The sequence below is a fragment of the Labrys sp. F242 genome, assembly GCF_057813875.1.
Window position 1 is genome coordinate 182,640 of sequence record NZ_JBVASG010000003.1, and the last position, 18,674, is coordinate 201,313.

Consider the following 18,674-nt stretch of genomic DNA (forward strand, 5'->3'; position numbering starts at 1 on the left):
GAGTATGTTATAAATTTATAACATGTCAAGCGAACTCAAAGAAGACCTGGTTTTCAAGGCATTGGCCCATCCGCGCCGGCGGGCCATGCTCGACCACCTCAAGGAGGAGGCGCGCACCACCGGCATGCTTTGCGAAGCCTTTGCGGATATGGATCGCTGCACCGTCATGCAGCATCTCAAAGTGCTGGAGGAGGCCGATCTGGTCATCGTCAGGCGGGAAGGGCGCGAGCGCTGGAACCACCTCAACGCGCTGCCGATCAAGCGCATCCACGACCGCTGGATCAGCGGCTATGCCACCCATGCCCTCACCATTCTCGACAAGCTCAAGGCCGATCTGGAGGGGTGAGCTTGTGGCCGCGGGTGCGCTCGCCGGCCTTGAACGTTATCCTCAAGGCGAGCGCGGGTCGACGAATGAGCGATCGCTCAAGACGGCGCCGTTCTCTCAGCCTGTCGGGATGCCAGGGGCAGGTCGATTTCCAGGCAGGCGCCGCCCGTGCGGTTGTTGGATGCGGCGATATGGCCGCCATGCAGGCGCACGATCTCGCGCACGAGGTTGAGACCGAGCCCCGCGCCGCGACCGTCCTGGCGCAGGCGATGAAACGGCTCGAAAATCCGTTCGGTTTCCGCAACGGGAATGCCGTCGCCTTCGTCGCAGACCTCGATGCGGCCGCCGCGGTCGACGCGCACGCTGATGGTACCACGGCGCCCGCCATGATCGATGGCGTTCTGGACGAGATTGGTCAACGCCCGCTCGAGCGAGGTCTGGTCGCCTGTGATCAGGATCGGCCCGTCGTCGGCCTTGAAGTCCATCTCATAGCCCGCGGCAAAGGCCAGGGGGGCGAGATCGACGATCACCCTTTGGGCGAGCGCGGCGAGATCGACCGCCGTCGTCGGCCTGTCCTGCTGGTCCAGGCGCTGGAAGTCGAGCAATTGCCCCGTCAGCACAGCCAGCCGATTGGCATCTTCCAGAAGGCGGCTTTTCTCCGCACCCGGCGGCAGCGAAGCGATGCGGGTGGTCAGGATGGCGATCGGCGTTCGCAGCTCATGTGCCGCGTCCGCGAGAAAGCGCTGATGCCGTTCATAGCCATTGTCGAGGCGAACCAATGCGTCATTGACGGCCTTGACCAGAGGCAGGATCTCGGCGGGCACGCCAGACAGAGGCAGGCGGACGCCGCGCTGGGCGATGTCGATCCGCTCGGCCTGCATTGCCGCCGCGCCGAGCCCCTTCAGCGCCCGTCGCACCACGATCGGTGTGACGATCAGGGTGACAAGCGCCATCAGCACGAAGAGCGGTCCGATCACGGTGGCCGAACTCAGCGATACGCCCCAGAACAGATGTTGCCAGGACATATGGCCTTGCGTGCCCGTGAGGATCTGCACGCGGCCGGCGGCGCTCTCGACCCATTTGAGCACGGCATCCGGCTTGTCGATGCCGGGCTGGTCCTCGCCGAGTCGCATCTGCTGGATAAGGCCGATGTCGGCCACGATCGCGGCGTAGTCGGCGGGAACTGTGCCTTCTTTCAGTTCCTGGCCCTGCTTGTCTCGGATGACGAACCACAGATCGGGGGCATCTTCCCGCAATCGTGCCAAATCGCCGGTTTTCGCCAGAGCGAGCCCACCATCCGCCTGGCGGACCACGGCATCGCGAAGCACATCAAGGGCACTGTCTTCATAGGCATCGACAATGCGTGCCGTACCCCAGACCGCAAAGACCAGGATCACCACGATGAGTGTGAGCATGACGGTCTGGAAGGCAACCAGCCGTTTGACCAGGCGCCAGCGCAAAGAGGGCGGGGCGGTGGCGATCATGGCGTCTCGCGCAGGAGATAGCCGACGCCGCGAATGCCGTTGATGGTGACGCCGGCGTCGGCGTCGGCAAGCTTGCGGCGCAAGCGTGAAACATGGGTATCGAGTGCGTTGGACTGGATTTCGTCATCCATGCCGAACACCGCTTCCATCAGGAAGGAGCGCAGCACCATGCGCCCCATGCGTCGCACCAAGGCTGCCAGCACCAGCAGTTCCCGCCGTGGCATTTCCAGCGGGATGCCGGCAACGCTGGCCTCCTGATGAGTGAAGTCGAAGCAGAGCCGCCCAACCCGCACCACGTGGGACTGCAGATGGGCGGGGCGGCGCAGCAAGGCCCGCAGCCGTGCCAGCAATTCCTCGAATGCAAAGGGCTTACCAAGATAGTCATCGGCGCCGTGTTCCAGCCCGGCGACACGGTCGGGCAGGTCGCCCCGGGCGGTCAGCACCAGTACCGGCAGGGCATTGCCGCTGGCGCGCAAGGTGGGAATCAGCGACAGGCCGTCACCGTCCGGCAGCTGACGATCGAGCAGCATGGCATCGTGCACGCGATCGGAGAGCACGCCTTCGGCGGCGGCAATGCTCGAGACATGGTCGACGATCATGTCGTGGCGAACCAGGGCGGAGCGCAAGGCCGACACCATCTCCGGTTCGTCCTCTACCAGCAATACCCGCATTGTGCGTTCCGCCTTTTCTGTTCCGCTCACATCATTTCGCGCAGAAGCACATTACGCCGCCAGCATTGCATCAACCTTGCAGAGAAATCTCGCGCCCCGGCGGACAGCGGACCGGAAGCGCCCTGGCGACAGGCTCCCGCAACCCAGGCATGGGACCAGTTGGTAATCGATTCGGTCACCTGAGAACCCATCGGACCCCCCTCGGCCGGTCGATCGCCCGTTCATTGGGAACGGGAACAGTCCTCATACCGTGGATGACCCGAGAATGTTATCGAGATTGATCGGCCGACCCGTCGCGCGGAGCTTCGATCCCGCCGAGCCTCTCCTGCCCAAGGGAGATCATGATGCCGGTTTCTGACGCATTGCCATTCTTCCGGGCCTGGATCAGCAACCCGCTTCGCGTGGCTGCCGTGGCTCCCTCCGGCAACGCCGTGGCCTCCCTGATGACGCAGGAGATCACGCCAAGGACCGGGCCGATTCTGGAGCTTGGCCCCGGCACGGGCCCCTTCACCCAGGCCCTGCTCGAGCGGGGTGTGCCGGAGCAGAACATCACCTTGGTGGAATATGACGCGACCTTCGCGCACCTGCTCGGCCGCCGCTTTCCCCTGGCCCGGGTGTTCCACATGGATGCGGCGGAACTGGCAACGACCAGTCTCTATGTCGGCGCACCGGTTGGCGCTGTGATCAGCGGGCTCGGCATCCTGGCGATGCCTTCGGACAAGGCTTCGGCCGTTCTCACCGGCGCTTTCGCCTGCATGGCTCTCGGCGGGGCCTTCTATCAGATCACCTACGGTCCGCGCTGCCCGGTTAGGCGGGAAATTCTCGACGGCCTGGGCCTCGAGGCCGAGCGTACCGGCTGGACCATACGCAATCTTCCACCAGCGTCTGTCTATCGGATCAGGCGGCGCCGGTCCCTACTGCCGTCCGGGCTGTGAACCGATCATGGAGATGTCTCCCGCCATCGTCGCGATGCTCGGTTTCGGCCTCGCCGGCATCACCTGTCTGGCCGTCGCGGAAAAATTCCTGCCGGTCATACCTTCCTACATATTGCTGATGTTTCTGGGCATGGCAGCGCGCGATGGCCCCGGGCTCGCGGCCATGGTGATCGCCACCACGGTCGGGTCGACGATCGGGTCCGTGGGCTGGTATGGATTGGGCCGAGCTCTCGGCCCGCACCGGGTGGAAACCCTGGTGGCCGCCTACGGACGTTTCGTTCTGCTGCCGCTGCCTTTGTATCTGCGTCTGGTCGAGCGCTATCGGCGCAATCAGTTTTGGGCAACCCTGGTCGGCCATACGATTCCGACCGTCCGCGTCTATCTCGGCCTGCCTGCTGGTGTATTCCGACTTGAACTGCGTCGGTTCATCCTGGCGGCCCTGCTCGGCAGTCTGGCCTGGAATGTCCCATTCCTGAGTTTGGGCTTCATACTGAAGGGCAGCGACCGTGATCCCCTCAGTCTAGGCCTTCTGGTCGCAATCGTGCTCGTCGGCGGTGAGTTCGCCATCCTTTGGGGAGTACGCCAGGTGCGACGGATGGAGCGCGTCCGGCTCGAACGGCTCGATGAGATAAGGCGTAGGGCGGATCATGACCGGCCAGCCCCTGCCCGCGGCGGGCGCTCTTAAAAAAAACGCAGCGCCGGCGATCATGCAAGGCTCCTGCAATTGAGGGCCCGGAAAGTCGGTGTCGCTCCCTGCCAGCCCCCGCGCTGCGGAGGGCTGTTGCAGCGTTCCCGAATGTGATGATGATTGCCCCTCCTTCACGACGCCCCGCCTCCCGCCGATCATCCCTGGTCACCGCACGCCGGTCACACCTGGTGGTGTTTCTGGCGCTGGCTTGCCTGCTTGCCGGGTGCGCACCGGATACGCGGCCAACCAATGCACCGCTCGGACTCGTCACGGGCTCCATCCCGGCAAGCAGCCCAGCGCGGGGAGGCGATGTTGCAATCGTGCTCACCATTTCCGGTGGTGGCGCCCGTTCGGCCGCTTTCGGCTACGGCGTTCTCGCCAGCCTCGCCCAAACGCCCTCGACCGTCGCCGGCCGTAGCATGGCCGATGATGTCGCTGTGGCGGCGGGCGTGTCGGGGGGCGCCATGCTGGCTTCCTATTTTGCTCTGCATGGGCCGGCGGGATTGCCCGGCTTTCGGCGCGATTTCCTGGCGCGCAATGCCGAGGCCTCGCTGCGCACCAGCCTGAGCCCGACCAATCTGCTGCGCGGCTATCGCGGCGGCGTCAACGATCGCAACGGCCTGCCGCCATGGCTGGATGCCAATCTCTATCATGGCGCCACGCTGGGGATGCTGGATCGACCTGGCCGCCCCCGATTGGTGATCCATGCCACCGACCTCTACAACCGTGCGCCCTTCATCTTCGACCGAACATCCTTTGCCGCCATCTGCAGCAATTTCGACGATTACCCCCTTGCCTATGCGGTGGCGGCATCCGCGGCGGTACCCGTTGCCTTCGCGCCCATCACGCTGCGCAATTATCGTTCGAGCTGCCCGGCCGATGCCGAGGGTGTCCCGGCAGCTGGCGCAAAGGCGGACATCCGTGCCCAATCGTTGGTTGAGCGGCAATATCGGGAGGCGCTCGATCGCTATCGCAGTGCAGGGGATCTCAACTTCCTCAAGCTCTATGATGGCGGGCTCGTTGACGGCATAGGCACGTCGGCGCTCCTGCATCTCCTGAACCGGGGGGCACCTGAACCGCTGCCGGCGGAGACGGTGAGCCGGGTTCGGCACCTGCTCTTCATCGTCGTGGATGCCTCCACCCGTCTTGGTGGCAATCTTTCCGAGACGTCGGACAGCCCCTATGCCAAGGACGCGATCGTGGCGGCGACCGATGCCCTGATGAACATTCCCAATCTCCAGAGCTTCGACGAACTACGCCGCCGCTTGCCGTCCTGGCGGCGGGAACTGATGAGATGGCGTTGCCGCGGAACAACTCACCTCACCTGCCGTGACCTCGATGTCGCGATCATCCGGGTCGCCCTCGCGGATGTTCGGGAGCCTGCCATGGCGCGGCGAATCCTCGCCTTGCACAACACGCTCGCCCTCAAGCCCGAGGATACGGCCTTCCTGAGCGATCTTGGCAGCAGCCTTCTCACCCGGCAGCCCGGCTATCAGCGTTTCCTGGCACGTCTGCGCCGGCGGTCGAATTCGCTTGCTCTCGCAAGCACCGAGGCTGATTTGACGCCGTGACAACCTTCATGACCTCGTTGTCGCCCGGCTGAGGACCAGGGCGACGACGATGGCTGCGATGGCCGCCACAATGACGAGCAGGCCGGCCGATCGCCAGCCATAGGCATCGATGAGCCCACCCACGGCAACCGACCCCGCCACCTGGCCGAGGCTGCTGCCTTGCATGGCGAGGCCGACCACGATGGGAGCCAGGGATGTGGCGGGCGCCAAGACAGGCGCGGAGGACAGCAATGTCGCCGGGATGATGCCGCCCACGGCCGAGAACAGGATGCACAGCAGCAGCGTCAGGCCGTCCGGAAAGATCTGCAGGAACACGCTGGGTGCGGTGATTCCCATCACCAGGCTGGCGCCCGCGATCAGGATGGCGCGGCCGGCACCACGCGAAAGGAGAAAGCCTGCCGCGAGATTGCCGATGATGTTCGATGCACTTGCCAGGGCGCTCAGCATGCCGGCGGCACCGTAACTCAAGCCCATATGCTGCATCAGCAGCACTGGCAGGAAACTGAACAGGGCAAAGAACATCAGACTGTAGAGAGCAAAGCACAAGGCAAGCAGTGGGGGCCCGCCGGCCGTCACCACGGCAAGGACATCCCGGCCGAGGTGCTGCGGCGGAGGCGCACTCGACTGCTGTCCGCCCGGCACGGTGAGCAAGGCCGCCAGGATGGCAAGGCATGCGATGATCGCACCGGACCACCAGATGGCACGCCAGTCGCTGAAAAGCGGGCCGGCGAGCATGGCGAGGGCCATGCCGGCCGGCATGAAACAACTCCACACGGCAAAAGCGAGATCGCGCCGCCCGACCGGGCAGATCCGGTTCAGGATGGCGGGACCTGCCACCGTGACCATCAGGAACCCGAGGCCTTCGACGATGCGTGAAGCGACCAGTGCGCCATAGTGGGAGGCAAGGGCACCGAGGCCGCTACCGGCTGCGATGGCGCCCAGGCCCAGCAGGAGCACGCGGCGATCCCCGAAACCTGTGATGATCGCGCCCGCCGGCACCCCGCAAACCAGGCTGAGCATGGCAAAGATCCCGGCCAGCCAGCCAATGGCGCCAAGGGTAAGGCCGAGATCGGCCTGCAGCATGGGCGTGGCGATCAGCGCCTTGCCGACCTGCAGCGAGGCTGCGATGCCGCAGGCGACCACCACCACCATGGCCGGCCAGGCCGTGGTGGTGCTCGGCAGCGGGATGGTCGTGACCATCAGGCCGCCTCCTGGAGCCGCGCGGCAGCAAGGGCCCGGGCGAGATGGGCGACATGGCGCCCCTGGAAGCGCGCGCCGTCGAGTTCGTTGGCGCTGGGCTTGCGATTGCCGCCGCGACCGTCATCGGCCAGCGTCGAAGCGCCGTAGGGTGAACCGCCAGTGATCTCGTCCATGCGCGACTGGCCCTGGAAGGTATAAGGCAGGCCGGTAACGACCATGCCCAGATGCAGCAGCACGATATGGGTGGACAGGATCGTGGCCTCCTGCCCGCCATGCTGGCTGCCGGAGGAGGTGAAGACACTGCCGATGCGCCCGACCAGGGCATTGTGCGCCCATAGCCCGCCGGCTTGGTCGAGAAAGTTCTTCATCTGTGCGGCCATCGTGCCGAAGCGGGTCGGCGTGCCGAAGATGACGGCATCATAATCGGCCAACTCGGCGATATCGGCAATCTCCGCGCGCTGATCCCGCTTGTAGCCGGCGCGGATAGCGACCGCATCCGGTACGATTTCCGGCACCCTTTTCACCACGGCTCGTGCGCCGGCCTCGCCTACGCCTTCCGCCACCGCCTGCGCCATGGCCTCGATATGGCCGTAGGAGGAATAATACAGAACCAGCACGGACGTCATCGTCAACTCCTCGTCATTCCTGAATGATGGGAGCATGGCATTTCCTGTCTATCGATCGGAGTGATATAAATGGCATCAAATTGATCGAAAGAATTGATCATGATCGATGCCCTTACCCTGGATCAACTACGAATCTTCGTAACGGTTGTCGGCAGCGGCAGCTTTCGTTCGGGAGCTGCCAGGCTGTCGCGCGTGCAGTCGGCGGTAAGCCATGCCATCGCCAATCTGGAGGCCGAACTCGGGCTGGCCCTGTTTGATCGCTCCGGTCATCGCCCGGTGCTGACCGTGGAGGGCAAGGCGCTGCTCGCCAATGCACGCGACATCCTCCTGCGCGTGGACGCCATGCGTGCCCGCGCCCATGGGCTGGGGGAGGGGGTGGAGCTCGAACTTTCCCTGGTGGTGGACACACTGTTTCCGACTGCCTGGATCGGCGCGGCACTCGAAGCAATGAGGCAGGACTACCCGTCGGTCGCGATCAGATTGGCCGTCGAACCGCTCGGCGGCCCGCTTGCCGCCTTGTTGGCCGGGCGCAGTGTGCTGGCCGTGATCACCGGGGAGAGCTTTCGTGATCCGCGCGTGTCGCTACAGGCCCTGTCCTCCATCGAAATCCTGGCGGTCGCTGCTGCGGGGCACGCTCTGGCGACGCGAAGTGACGACCAGGCGATCGAGGTTGCCGAACTCGCGGATCATCTGCAGATCGTTCTGGTCGATCCGACCACCTTGTCGGAGGGGCGGGATTTCGGCGTGTTGTCACCACAGACCTGCCGGGTCGGCGGCCAGGATACCAAGCACGCCATGATCCTGGCCGGCCTCGGCTGGGGCCGGCTGCCCTATTGGCAGGTGGAACGGGATCTTCTGGAAGGCCGTCTTGTCCGGCTGCGCACGAAGGATCTGGGCCGTCATGCCCGGACCGGCACGGAGGCCTATCTCGCCCATCGCCTCGACCAGCCGCTCGGGCCCGCCGCACGCGCCTTCGGCCGGGCGCTCGAACGCATTGCCGCAGAATAGAGCATCGTGCCGAAAAGTGGATGCCGGCTTTCGGCAAAAATGATGCTAGAGTGACAACCCACAACGTCGGACACGCGTCCGAAATGGGATCCGATGCTGCGGTGCCTACCGGAGAGGCACCCTGTCAAATCAGCCGTATGTACATATTTGCGACAAGAACTATCAGTATGTCCAGGCTGTTCCAGTTTGAATCAATTATCGGATTGCCGATGCCGCGTCCCAAGTTCATTGTGCTGCTCCAGGGACCGGTGGGGCCCTTTTTTTCCGAGCTTGCGCAATCGCTCCTGGCGCGTGGCGACAGAGTCCTCAAGATCAATTTCAATCTCGGAGACCGCATCTATTCCAGGCGGATTCCGTTTGTCATGTTTTCCGACAGCCTGTCGGCTTGGCGTGGCTGGTTCTCACAGTTCCTGCTTGGCCAGAAGCCGGACAAGGTGATCCTGTTCGGTGACCAGCGCCCCTATCACCAGGTGGCCGTGGCCCTGTGCCGGGAGCTTGGTGTCGATGTCTGGTGCCTCGAGGAAGGCTATATCCGGCCCGATTATGTGACCGCCGAGCGAGAGGGTAACAATGCGGCCTCGCCCCTACCGCGGGTCCTGTCGGCCTATGACCGCACCAAGGTGACCTCCATCGAGGCGCCGGTGACGATCCCGGCGACGAGCTTCAAGCCCATGGCCTGGTGGGCCTTCAAGTATTACGTGGCGATGTCGGCCGGCAATGTGGTGTTCCGGCAATACTCGCATCATCGCGAGCGTTCCTTGCTCGGCGAGGCGATGCTCTGGAGTCGCAATGCCATCCGCAAATACACCGATCGCTGGACCAATGCGAAGAAAATCATCGACCTCGTCGATCATTTCGACCGCAAATATTTTGTTGCGGCCCTTCAGGTCCACGATGATCTGCAATTGCGCGTCCATGGGGCGGGCTGGACCATGGAGCGCATGATCGAAGCCACGATCCGCTCCTTTGCCAAGCATGCACCGCCTGGCACCCGCCTTGCCTTCAAGGCCCATCCGCTCGACCGCGGACATCGGCCCTACCACCGTTTCGTGGCGCAGCTTGCCAAATTGGCGGGGGTGGCGGATCGGGTCTCCCTGATCGACGACGGGCCGACGGGACTGCTGATCCGGCACGCTCGTGGTATGATCACGGTCAACAGCACCACGGGAATTCTGGCTCTGCAGCGCAATTGCCCGGTATTCGTGCTCGGGAATGCGCATTATGCCATTGATGGCCTCGTGGCCCAGGGCGGCGAAGACAAGCTGAAACAGTTCTGGAACGCTCCCTTCCTGCCCAACGCAGCGGCGAAAAACGCCTTCATCAGTCACCTGGTGGTCGAGACGCAGATCAACGGCTCCTATTATCTCAGCCGTTACTTCGATCTCACTATCAGCAACCTGATCAGTCGCATCGACGACAATGTGGTGGAACTGCCGAAAAGAAGCCCTGCGCGTGTGCCGAAATCGGCTTGAAATCGCGTAACGGAACTTCGCATTCTCGAATAGTATGGTGAAGCATCCCGATGGCCAGCAGGAACGCAGGGCCGTCCAAACGCTACCATATCCCGGTGCCGCAAAGGCCATGCAGCTTTTATTTAGCCGACTTAGAATGGATGAGAGCGTGCTCTGATGGTGCTGGCAACGCCCGTCCATTTCTTACGCGCCCGTGTCGTTCTCGTCATTCCAACAAACAAAAACGGGGGCAAAAATGCCCCCGTTTATGCGATGAATCAAATGCAGCAGCGCTAGATCAGAACTTGTAGTTCACACCGAGGCGCACAGCGTGGAAGTCCGGCGAAGCCTTGGAATTGAGGGTGCCGCCGCCGCGTACCGTGTAGCTGCCGAAATTCACATACTGATATTCGATACGGCCCGAGATGTTGTCGGTGAAGGCGTATTCGACACCGGCGCCTGCGGTCCAGCCCACCTTGGTGTTGCTGTCGCTGAAGGAAGCGCCGTTATAGCTCAGCTTGTAGTCGATGTTGCCGTAGGCCAGACCACCGGTTGCGTAGATCAGGAAGCGATCATAGGCATAGCCGATGCGCGGACGCAGGGTGCCGTACCACTTGATGTCCGAGCGAGCGCGACCGGGAGCGCCAGCGACGACGCCATGCACGGTGTCCTTGATCTGGGCACCCTGGAAGTCGGTTTCGAGACCGACCACGATGTTGTCGAACTGGTAGTTATAGCCGGCCTGCAAGCCACCAAGGAAACCCTTGCCCGTCAGCTTGCCGATGTCGCCGATGAAAGTCGGATTATGAATGCCAACCGTATCGCGGCCGCCAAAGGCATAACCGACGTTCGCACCAGCATAAAAGCCCGTCCAGGAAAACGGCAGGACAACCGGTGCCACAGGCTCAACGGGTGCAGGCGCAAGATCGGCAGCGATAGCGGCCGTCGACGTGAGCAGGAGAGCAATTGCTGCTGCAGAGATTCTCATATGCGTTACTCCTAAAGGTAAGGTCACCATGCCAGTTTTCGAAACACGAGTCTGTAGCTTTGATGCAACAGGTAGCCCGGAAATAACATCTTCAGTTCTATGAGAGCCCGAAGGTGGAGGATCCGCCCGGCCAATGCAAGATAAGATGATTTGGCTGTAATCACAAAGGAGTTTTACCAAAGCTGGTTTGATAAAGTAGAAAATTGTATCTCAAATGGGAAAATTTCCCTAAGGTAGATGGTAGCATGAAACAGTCCTATCTCATGCTGGCCTCCCCCTGACGAAGTTGTTTTTCGAGGCCGAGTGCTGGAAATGATCGCGCATGACCTCGAGGGCCTGCTGTACGTGATCCTGCCATGTGGGCACGGCGACACGGGTGCTGAGCTCGAAACGGTCCGAGGCCAGTGTCGTCACCGCGCCCATCCATTGCGGCAGGTCGATGGGGTCGACCAGGCTGATGCCGTGATGGCCGGCAAGCTCCGCCACTTCGCGGTGGGCGGGAATATCGGAGGCGATCACCGGCACGCCGAGGGCATTGGCTTCGAGGATCGGCAGCCCGAACCCCTCCACCAATGACGGCTGCACCATGCCGTGAGCGCCGGCAATCAAGGAGGCCACGGCTCGGTCGCTGAGGTCCGAAACTTCCACGACGTGGCGGGCCAGCGGTGCCGCATGGGTCAGCAGATCCAGGACCTGATCGACCTTCCAGCCTCGCCGTCCCACCAGGACCAGGCGCGGACAGGCCGTACCGAGTTTCTCGGCGAGCCGGCGCCAAAGCAGCAGGAGCAGGGTGTGATTCTTGCGGGCCTCGATCGTGCCGAGACAGACGAAATAGGGTATTTGTGAGGGGGGTGGCCGCAGCGCCTGGCGGGTCAGGAACTCGTTCTCGACGGCCAGAGGCACCACCACGATGGGTGGCGCAGGGGAGCGGCGTTCGCCCCGCGGGGTGATCGTCGCCAGCCATGCGATGAACCGATCGCGCGAATAAGCCGAATTGGCGATGATCAGATCGGCATGCTGCAGCAAGGAAAGCATGCGTCGGTGATGCTTGTCCGCCTCCCCTTCGCGGCAAAACTCCGGAAAATCGATAGGAATGAGATCGTGCAGCATAGCGACGATGCGGGCGCCCCGCCGCTTCATCTCCCGAATTTTAAGCGTGTTTTCCAGGCCGGAGTGGGAGGTATTGAGATACACCGATCCGCGCAGGTCGGGAGGCAAGTCCCGGGTGCCGAAGACCTGCCGCATGCCGGCGAGCGCTACCCGGGCGGCGGAAGGCTCGGTACGGCCGGTTTCCGCCAGGCGGCGGCAGCCGCGTTCGGAGAGCCAGGCCGGTGCGGCCAGATAATCGGCCAAATCGCTGTAGATGCGATCCTCGTCGACGTCGAGGCCCTGCCAGGCCAGGTATTCCGTGGATGGTAGGAGCCTGTCGACACGCCGCAGGCCGTTGAAGCCGGGCATCTTGGCCACGAAGGAGACGTCGCCGGCGAGATCGGGCAGCAGCCGGATATAGGCGGCATCGACCCGGTCTATGCCGGTGGGCGTGGTGCGAATGAGCCGGCGCAGGTGCCGCGATACGTCAAAAAGAAACTGCATTGCGTGGCCACCAGCGTATGATTCGGCGCAAGGGGTTGGTTCTTCCGGCAGGGGCCTGGCGCGCCGCGCTCAACCAGGCCACCGCATCTTCGGCTTCCATTGGCAGCCGCCGGATGGGGTGAAGATAGGTCGGATAGAGGATGAGGGCGGCAGCCACCAATTCGTCGAGCGTGCGGCGCTGCGTGCGGCGCGGTATGGCGACGCGGTCGGTCGTCAGGCCCCAGCCGGCAAAGAAGGGCGCGCCGTGGCAGGTCACGGGCTTGTCTCGCAACAGGGCCTCGAATCCCGCCAGCGAGGTCCGCACATGCACTTCGTCGGCAAAGTCGATCCAGGCCGCCGCATCGCCCGACACTGCCAGATGATCGGCCAGGGCGCAGGCCTCGTTCCGATCGCTCAGGCCGGGCCGTTTGCCGGCCACCAGATCGGGGTGCTCCTTGAAGATGACGAAGGCGTCGGGGCAGTCCCGGCGGACGGCCCGGAGAAATTCGAGATTGCTGGCCTGGCAGGGCAGGCCCAGCTTGAGGGATTGGTCATCCGGCACTTGTCCCGTCACCAGCACGCGCCGGCGGCCCCGCGCCTGCCGAGGAACCTCGTCAGGCACGTCGCTGCTCAGATTATATTTGGTCAGGCCGGCCTGCAGGATCGCTTGGCGCAGCCGGGCGGCGCGATCGGTAAGTTCGGCAGGAAACGTGCCGGTTTCGAGCAGGGTTTCGAGGTCGCTGATGGCGGTTGCATTGTAATAGATGCCGCTGGCATCGAAGCACAGCGAGATCGGCACGGTGCCGGGGAAGCCGAGCCCGACCGATCTGAGGAAACCGTCTTCGACCGTGATCGCTGGTGCCCTCGCAGCCCCGCCGGCGGCGGAAGGCGGCAGACCCCAACTCAGCTGCCGTGCCTTGCCAGAGGCCGCTGCGCTGAAGCGAAGGGTACCGCCGGGGGCGGCACAGTAGCGCCGCAATATCGGCCGCTTGTGCTGTTTGATGGCGACGGCCTCGGTCTCCCCGCGCCAGTGGCCGGCATGGGCGCGCCAGCCTTGTAGCCGTGCGATCGCCTGTTCCGGGCTGGCGGCGCGACGGGTGATCGGATCGGCATAGAGCGGGTAGCGGATCAGGGCGGCATCGACGAGATCGACGATGTCGAGCGGGGCGCCGGTCCGTGCCTGAAGGCGGCGGGCCAAGGCTTCGTGCGCGCTCGGCCGGACCGGCCGGTCCTCGGTCAAATTCCAGCCGGCGTAGAAGGGCACGCCATAGCACCGCACCGGCAGGCCGCGCAGTAGGGCGTCGAAGCCGAGCTGGCTTGAGACGGTCCAGACCTCGTCGACCTCATCGAGCACGGCATGAGGGGAGACCGCATCATCGAGCCGGCGCAGATGGGCAGCGGCCGGGAGGCCGGAGAAGCTGCCTTGGGCTCGGCCCGCCATCACATCCGGATGGGAGCGGATGATGACCTGCGCGTCCTGCAGGGCGAGAGCATCGGCCAGCATGGCGGCAAAACTCGTCTCGTCGGCGCAGGCCCCGGCGATCGATAAATCGCCCGCGACCTGCTCCACCAGCAGGATCCGCCGGTTTCCGCGCGGCCCCAGCGACACGGGAGTGTCGGGAAGGTGATTATATTTGGTCAGCCGCCGTTGCACGATGTCTTCGCGCAGGGCGGCCGCGCGTGGCCGGGACGCGCGGAAATCCCCCCCCGCCAATTCGTGTTCGAGCCGCGACGGTGTGCGGGCGTCGTAATAAACGCCGAGGTCGTCCATCACCACCGAAACGGCGGCCGCCCCCATCTTGCCGAGGCCGACCGAGCGCAGGAAGCCGTCCTCCAGCGTGAAGAAGGGGCGGGAAAGCCGGGCAGCCCTATACCTGGCCCAGCGAGCCGGCAGCTTGCGGCCCCAGCCGGCGATGGCGTCAACCCGCGCTCCAGCCCGTTCCAGCGCCACCAGCCGGTAATCCGGCAGCAACTCGCCCAGATCGGGAAAGCGCAGCAGGGTGACCAGGGGCAGGCCGATAACGCTGCCAGGACGAGGCAACCAGGACTGATCCATCAGCATACCTCATGGGGCAGGGGAACGAGCCCGGCCGGCAACGAGCCGGAGACACTGACGGAGGATCGCGGCTTCAGTGCCGCTTGCGTGCGTGGGCCGGTCAAAGACAGCCGTGAGTTGGATCGCGCTGCCAGTCTGAAAGACCTGGCCGGATGTCTTTCCAGGCGGAAACTGCTTACGCGTGCCGGTGGAGGTGACGATGCAAGGGCGTGATGCTCTACTGCTAAAGGAGTAGTGCCGATTTCGCAGACAGGCTTCTGGCGATTACAATTCGCGGTCGAGGCGTCCTCCAGGGGAATTCGAGCGGAATGCTGGCTATCGGAGGGCAGTATATTATAAGAATACCTAATTTTTTTCTTGATGAAAGTTGGAAAAACATGGTGTGCGATTAAAGATACGTTCCCAGAAGAGAATCTAATGTGTAGATTTCGTGACGGGATAGCTGCCGCAGCCGGCGCAATTTCTGTTGCATTATCACTGAAAGTTTGCAAATTGGCCCGGGCTGTCATGCAGCCTCCTTCGGTCGGCACTGCCAAAGCCCTCCGCCAATTTTCATGATTCCTACTTACCTTTCGGGAGACAGGAACGAAAGCGAAAATGTGGGACAGGGGAGCGGGGAGTTTGCGTTGGCCCGAGCGAACGAGGTTCCCATGGCGAGATGGGTAGAGGCCGATTCGGCGTCTGAAGTCGTGGTGTCCATGTCGTCGGCGTCGATTGGGAAATGTTCAGAGGAAACGGCTGTTTCGGCAAATGTTACCTCTTTCGGAATTGAGATCTTTACCACGAAGAGCATCAAAGCTTGTTCCGATCTGTCAGTGATGGGAAAAAGAAATGGTGCCGTTGAAAAGCGAGTGATGTCGAAGTGCTGCGTATTCCAATCATTCTCCTGATCACCGCCGGCCTTTCGGCTTGCTCCAGCCTGCCGAATGCTGGCCCCACGGCCAAAACCATTCTGAACAATCAGCAGGGTGGCGGTGGGCAGGCGCGCGGAGTTGCGAGCCCCTATTCCATCTTCGACGTCAACGCTGCGACGGTCGCCGTGTTGTCGCGGCATCGGCCGACCGGCTTCCTTGGCAGCTTTGCTGCCGGAGGCCCGCCGTCGAGCGGCACGCTGGGCGTGGGCGACATGGTGTCGGTCTCCATTTTCGAGGCGAGTTCGGGCGGCCTGTTCGGCACCTCCGACGCCACCGGCAGCGCAGGTAGCAAGAGCGTGCAGTTGCCGCCCCAGCAGATCGATCGCGGCGGGCGCATCAACGTGCCTTATGCCGGCAGCGTCGTCGCCGCCGGGCGTACACCGGCTCAGGTGGGCCAGGCTGTTGTCAGCGCCCTGTCGTCCAAGGCGATTGAACCGCAGGTGCTGGTCACGCTTACCCAGAATGCCGCCAATCTCGTCACGGTGTCCGGCGAAGTCGGCCAGGGCGGGCGCTTTCCCCTTGCCGTCAAGGGCACGCGCGTGCTGGATGCGATCGCTCTCGCCGGCGGCCCGCGGGCCGCCGCCCACGACCTCTTCGTTCGCCTGACCCGTGGATCGCGCACGGGCGTGGAAAGCCTGACTTCTCTGGTCTCCAATCCGCGCGAGAACATTTATATGCGCGCGGACGATCAGCTCTTCATCTATCGCGAGCCGCGCACCTTCACCGTGCTCGGCGCCACCGGGAAAAACGACACCATCGAGTTTACGAGCGACAGGGTCACTCTCGCGGAAGCCATTGGAAAGTCCGGCGGTCTCAACGACCAGCGTTCGGATGCCAGCGGCGTCTTCGTGTTCCGCTATGAAGATGCAGACGCCTATCGCGACCTCAGGGGCGGAGCGGCACCGGCCGGTTATCGTTCGGGCAGCGTGCCTGTGGTCTATCGCCTCGATATGAAGAATCCAGGCTCCTTCCTGTGGTCGCAGCGTTTCCTGATGCGCAACAAGGATGTGCTCTACATCTCGAACGCGCCCTCGACCGACCTCGCCAAGTTCCTGCAGATGATCGGTGGAGGCGTGGGTATCGTCAGCGCCGGCGCCAATCTGTCGACGATCGGGCGCTAAAGTCCAAGCTATCGAGCGGTTTTGCTCAAGCGCGCCTCGCCCGAAAGGGCGGGGCGCGCTTGCTTTGAAAGCGTCGCTTCGTTCGCTCTGGTCGAGCGGGTGACGACGCCTTGGCGACGCATTCGAAATGACCTTGAGTAATTGTAGTAATATAATACCATATTTCAATAATTTTTCAGAATTGAAGCCGGCGCATGTGTCGAATGAGAATGCCGGAAATTTACTTAAGTATCTGATTATAATAGAAATATTTCAAAAAAGCGACCACGTTGATGTTCGGCTGGATTTGTTCATATTTGTGAATGTGGTGGTATTATCAGAAGAGGCGGCCTTATCTTTGCCTCGATCTTCTGGAATGTCGCTTGATTGTCATAAGTATGTCGGTATTTATGCGAGAGAATCCTTGCGGCATTGACGCTGCGTGATCTGAGTTTGTCGCAAGGACTGAACCTGCCTGGAGGTGTTTGTGGCGTCCGAGATCATGGAATTCAAGCGCGAGCCATTCAATTCGATTCGCCCTCTGATCATGTGCGGTGGTTCCGGTACTCGGCTCTGGCCCGCCTCTCGCTCCAACCGCCCCAAGCAGTTCCTGCCTCTTTTCGGGGCGCTCTCGACCTTCCAGGAAACCCTGCGCCGGGTTGCCGACGCAGGCCTGTTCGGACGTCCCGTCATCGTTACCAACAAGGATCATCGTTTCCTGGTCTCTGATCAGCTGGAAGCGCTCGGCATCGAGGCCGATGTTCTGCTGGAACCCCAGGCGCGTGATTCGGGGCCGGCCATTCTCGCCGGCGCCCGCCATATCGCCGATCAGGATGGCGAGACGGCCCTGGTGCTTGCCTTGGCTGCGGATCACATGGTGCGGGATGTCGAGGGCTTCCATCAAGCGTGCAGGCATGCAGGCACCGCCGCCAGGGCCGGCCATATCGTGACCTTCGGCATCGAGCCGACCGGCCCGGCCACCGGCTATGGCTATATTGAGCCGGGTGAGGAGGTCGCCGTGGGCGGGCGGCGCGTGGCCCGCTTCGTCGAGAAGCCGGATGCGGCGACGGCGGAGCGCTATGTTGCCGAGGGCTTTTTGTGGAACTCGGGCAATTTCCTGTTCCAGGCGGGCGTGCTGCTCGGCGACTACGCGGCGCATGAGCCTGAGACGGTTGATGCAGTGACCGAGGCCGTTGCCAGGGCCCAGAACGATCTGGGCTTCCTGCGCCTCGATGCAGCCGCCTTCGCGCGTGCCGAAGCCCGCTCCATCGATTATGCGGTGATGGAGCGCACGGCGCGCGCGGCCGTGGTGGCTGCAGCCTTCGACTGGTCGGATGTCGGCTCCTGGAGTGCCGTGCGCGATCTCTACGCCCTGGACGAGGCCGGCAATGCGGCCCGCGGCGAGGCAACCTTCGTCAATGCCCGCGCCAATTTCGTCTCCACGGACGGACCACTGGTCGCCGTCGCCGGTCTTGATGACATTGCCGTCGTCGTCACGCCCGATGCCATCCTGGTGGCGCGCCGCGACGATGCAGCCGGTGTCAAGGCGCTGGTCGAGCAGCTCAAGGCCAGCCATCGCCCCCTGACGCAGGAACACCGGCAATCCTTCCGTCCCTGGGGCAGCTATCGCTCGCTGGATCTGAGCGAGCGCCACCAGGTCAAGTCCATCGTGGTCAAGCCAGGCGGACGCCTGTCGTTGCAGAAGCATCATCACCGCTCCGAGCACTGGATCGTGGTGCGCGGTACCGCTCTCGTCACGGTCGGCAGCGAGGTCAAACCGGTGCATGAGAACGAATCCGTCTACATCCCGATCGGCGCGGTGCATCGCATGGAGAACCCCGGCAAGATCGATCTGGAGATCATCGAAGTGCAGACCGGCGGTTATCTCGGCGAGGACGACATCATACGTCTGGAAGATATCTACAACCGCGAGGCGTCGTGAGAGGGATCGTAGCGGCGCTACTGACTCGTGACGAGCAGATCGACGACGTTCAGGTCTTTAATATGGTTCAGTTCTTGCCAGCAACTTGTCTGCTTTGAAACGTCATTTCTGATGGTACAGCGCAGATATCGAAGGTAAAAAGC

15 protein-coding genes are annotated in these 18,674 nt (G+C 63.0%); 8 read left to right on the plus strand and 7 right to left on the minus strand.

The features are described 5' to 3' along the window. Positions 1 to 22: 22 nt before the first annotated feature. Complete coding sequence (locus tag ACZYTC_RS20565; RefSeq protein ID WP_441770927.1) at positions 23 to 346, plus strand: ArsR/SmtB family transcription factor; 324 nt, start codon at positions 23 to 25, stop codon at positions 344 to 346. 77 nt (positions 347 to 423) lie between these two features. Here ACZYTC_RS20565 and ACZYTC_RS20570 read toward each other — a convergent pair whose 3' ends face one another. Then, positions 424 to 1,809: a sensor histidine kinase gene (locus ACZYTC_RS20570; RefSeq protein WP_488990422.1), complete on the minus strand. Its 1,386-nt coding sequence runs from the start codon at positions 1,807 to 1,809 to the stop codon at positions 424 to 426. Continuing rightward, on the minus strand, positions 1,806 to 2,480 hold the full coding sequence (locus ACZYTC_RS20575) for a response regulator transcription factor (RefSeq protein WP_434958651.1): 675 nt from the start codon (positions 2,478 to 2,480) through the stop codon (positions 1,806 to 1,808). Before ACZYTC_RS20575 ends, ACZYTC_RS20570 begins: the two co-directional genes overlap by 4 nt. Before the next feature lie 344 nt (positions 2,481 to 2,824). Here ACZYTC_RS20575 and ACZYTC_RS20580 point away from each other — a divergent pair, with 344 nt between their 5' ends. The 3 genes from ACZYTC_RS20580 (at position 2,825) to ACZYTC_RS20590 (ending at position 5,674) form a co-directional block, all read left to right on the plus strand. Continuing rightward, a complete protein-coding gene (locus tag ACZYTC_RS20580; protein WP_488990646.1) occupies positions 2,825 to 3,415 on the plus strand; it encodes a class I SAM-dependent methyltransferase in 591 nt (196 codons plus the stop codon). Between the two features lie 7 nt (positions 3,416 to 3,422). Beyond that, positions 3,423 to 4,100 carry a DedA family protein gene (locus ACZYTC_RS20585; protein ID WP_488990423.1) on the plus strand — a complete coding sequence of 226 codons (678 nt, stop codon included), beginning with the start codon at positions 3,423 to 3,425 and terminating at the stop codon, positions 4,098 to 4,100. Positions 4,101 to 4,216: 116 nt separating this feature from the next. Continuing rightward, positions 4,217 to 5,674: a patatin-like phospholipase family protein gene (locus ACZYTC_RS20590; RefSeq protein ID WP_488990424.1), complete on the plus strand. Its 1,458-nt coding sequence runs from the start codon at positions 4,217 to 4,219 to the stop codon at positions 5,672 to 5,674. A gap of 6 nt (positions 5,675 to 5,680) precedes the next feature. Here the strand turns inward: ACZYTC_RS20590 and ACZYTC_RS20595 are convergent, their stop codons facing one another. Then, positions 5,681 to 6,874, minus strand: coding sequence for an MFS transporter (locus tag ACZYTC_RS20595; RefSeq protein ID WP_488990425.1), 1,194 nt, complete (start codon positions 6,872 to 6,874; stop codon positions 5,681 to 5,683). Further along, positions 6,874 to 7,500 (minus strand): NAD(P)H:quinone oxidoreductase, encoded by a 627-nt coding sequence (gene wrbA / locus ACZYTC_RS20600; protein WP_488990426.1) that lies wholly within the window; start codon positions 7,498 to 7,500, stop codon positions 6,874 to 6,876. The genes ACZYTC_RS20595 and wrbA overlap by 1 nt, the downstream gene beginning before the upstream one ends. A 99-nt stretch (positions 7,501 to 7,599) precedes the next feature. On the opposite strand from wrbA, the gene ACZYTC_RS20605 reads away from it, so the two are divergent. Beyond that, positions 7,600 to 8,508, plus strand: coding sequence for a LysR family transcriptional regulator (locus ACZYTC_RS20605; protein WP_488990427.1), 909 nt, complete (start codon positions 7,600 to 7,602; stop codon positions 8,506 to 8,508). 209 nt (positions 8,509 to 8,717) lie between these two features. Next, the gene (locus tag ACZYTC_RS20610; protein WP_441770935.1) at positions 8,718 to 9,980 is read left to right on the plus strand and encodes a capsule polysaccharide biogenesis protein; all 1,263 of its coding nucleotides are present in this window, start codon (positions 8,718 to 8,720) and stop codon (positions 9,978 to 9,980) included. A 277-nt stretch (positions 9,981 to 10,257) separates the two neighbouring features. Here ACZYTC_RS20610 and ACZYTC_RS20615 read toward each other — a convergent pair whose 3' ends face one another. The 3 genes from ACZYTC_RS20615 to ACZYTC_RS20625 all read right to left on the minus strand — a co-directional run bounded on the left by ACZYTC_RS20615 (position 10,258) and on the right by ACZYTC_RS20625 (position 14,575). After that, positions 10,258 to 10,947, minus strand: coding sequence for an outer membrane protein (locus ACZYTC_RS20615; protein WP_441770936.1), 690 nt, complete (start codon positions 10,945 to 10,947; stop codon positions 10,258 to 10,260). 261 nt (positions 10,948 to 11,208) lie between these two features. Further along, positions 11,209 to 12,540: a glycosyltransferase family 4 protein gene (locus ACZYTC_RS20620; protein WP_441770937.1), complete on the minus strand. Its 1,332-nt coding sequence runs from the start codon at positions 12,538 to 12,540 to the stop codon at positions 11,209 to 11,211. Further along, entirely contained in the window at positions 12,524 to 14,575 is a 2,052-nt protein-coding gene (locus ACZYTC_RS20625; RefSeq protein WP_441770938.1) for a capsule polysaccharide biogenesis protein, read from the minus strand. The genes ACZYTC_RS20620 and ACZYTC_RS20625 overlap by 17 nt, the downstream gene beginning before the upstream one ends. 862 nt (positions 14,576 to 15,437) lie before the next feature. Between ACZYTC_RS20625 and ACZYTC_RS20630 the strand changes: the two genes are divergently transcribed. Together ACZYTC_RS20630 and ACZYTC_RS20635 are read left to right on the plus strand one after the other, a co-directional pair. Continuing rightward, complete coding sequence (locus ACZYTC_RS20630; protein ID WP_488990428.1) at positions 15,438 to 16,610, plus strand: polysaccharide biosynthesis/export family protein; 1,173 nt, start codon at positions 15,438 to 15,440, stop codon at positions 16,608 to 16,610. Between the two features lie 481 nt (positions 16,611 to 17,091). After that, positions 17,092 to 18,531, plus strand: a complete 1,440-nt coding sequence (locus ACZYTC_RS20635; RefSeq protein WP_488990647.1) for a mannose-1-phosphate guanylyltransferase/mannose-6-phosphate isomerase — start codon at positions 17,092 to 17,094, stop codon at positions 18,529 to 18,531. Positions 18,532 to 18,674 lie beyond the last annotated feature (143 nt).

Bases quoted from the DNA above. Each gene is read 5' to 3' on its own strand.
- ACZYTC_RS20565 (WP_441770927.1), top strand. From the start codon at position 23: ATGTCAAGCGAACTCAAAGAAGACCTGGTTTTCAAGGCATTGGCCCAT.
- ACZYTC_RS20570 (WP_488990422.1), bottom strand. From the start codon at position 1,809: ATGATCGCCACCGCCCCGCCCTCTTTGCGCTGGCGCCTGGTCAAACGG.
- ACZYTC_RS20575 (WP_434958651.1), bottom strand. From the start codon at position 2,480: ATGCGGGTATTGCTGGTAGAGGACGAACCGGAGATGGTGTCGGCCTTG.
- ACZYTC_RS20580 (WP_488990646.1), top strand. From the start codon at position 2,825: ATGCCGGTTTCTGACGCATTGCCATTCTTCCGGGCCTGGATCAGCAAC.
- ACZYTC_RS20585 (WP_488990423.1), top strand. From the start codon at position 3,423: ATGGAGATGTCTCCCGCCATCGTCGCGATGCTCGGTTTCGGCCTCGCC.
- ACZYTC_RS20590 (WP_488990424.1), top strand. From the start codon at position 4,217: ATGATGATTGCCCCTCCTTCACGACGCCCCGCCTCCCGCCGATCATCC.
- ACZYTC_RS20595 (WP_488990425.1), bottom strand. From the start codon at position 6,874: ATGGTCACGACCATCCCGCTGCCGAGCACCACCACGGCCTGGCCGGCC.
- wrbA (WP_488990426.1), bottom strand. From the start codon at position 7,500: ATGACGTCCGTGCTGGTTCTGTATTATTCCTCCTACGGCCATATCGAG.
- ACZYTC_RS20605 (WP_488990427.1), top strand. From the start codon at position 7,600: ATGATCGATGCCCTTACCCTGGATCAACTACGAATCTTCGTAACGGTT.
- ACZYTC_RS20610 (WP_441770935.1), top strand. From the start codon at position 8,718: ATGCCGCGTCCCAAGTTCATTGTGCTGCTCCAGGGACCGGTGGGGCCC.
- ACZYTC_RS20615 (WP_441770936.1), bottom strand. From the start codon at position 10,947: ATGAGAATCTCTGCAGCAGCAATTGCTCTCCTGCTCACGTCGACGGCC.
- ACZYTC_RS20620 (WP_441770937.1), bottom strand. From the start codon at position 12,540: ATGCAGTTTCTTTTTGACGTATCGCGGCACCTGCGCCGGCTCATTCGC.
- ACZYTC_RS20625 (WP_441770938.1), bottom strand. From the start codon at position 14,575: ATGGATCAGTCCTGGTTGCCTCGTCCTGGCAGCGTTATCGGCCTGCCC.
- ACZYTC_RS20635 (WP_488990647.1), top strand. From the start codon at position 17,092: ATGGAATTCAAGCGCGAGCCATTCAATTCGATTCGCCCTCTGATCATG.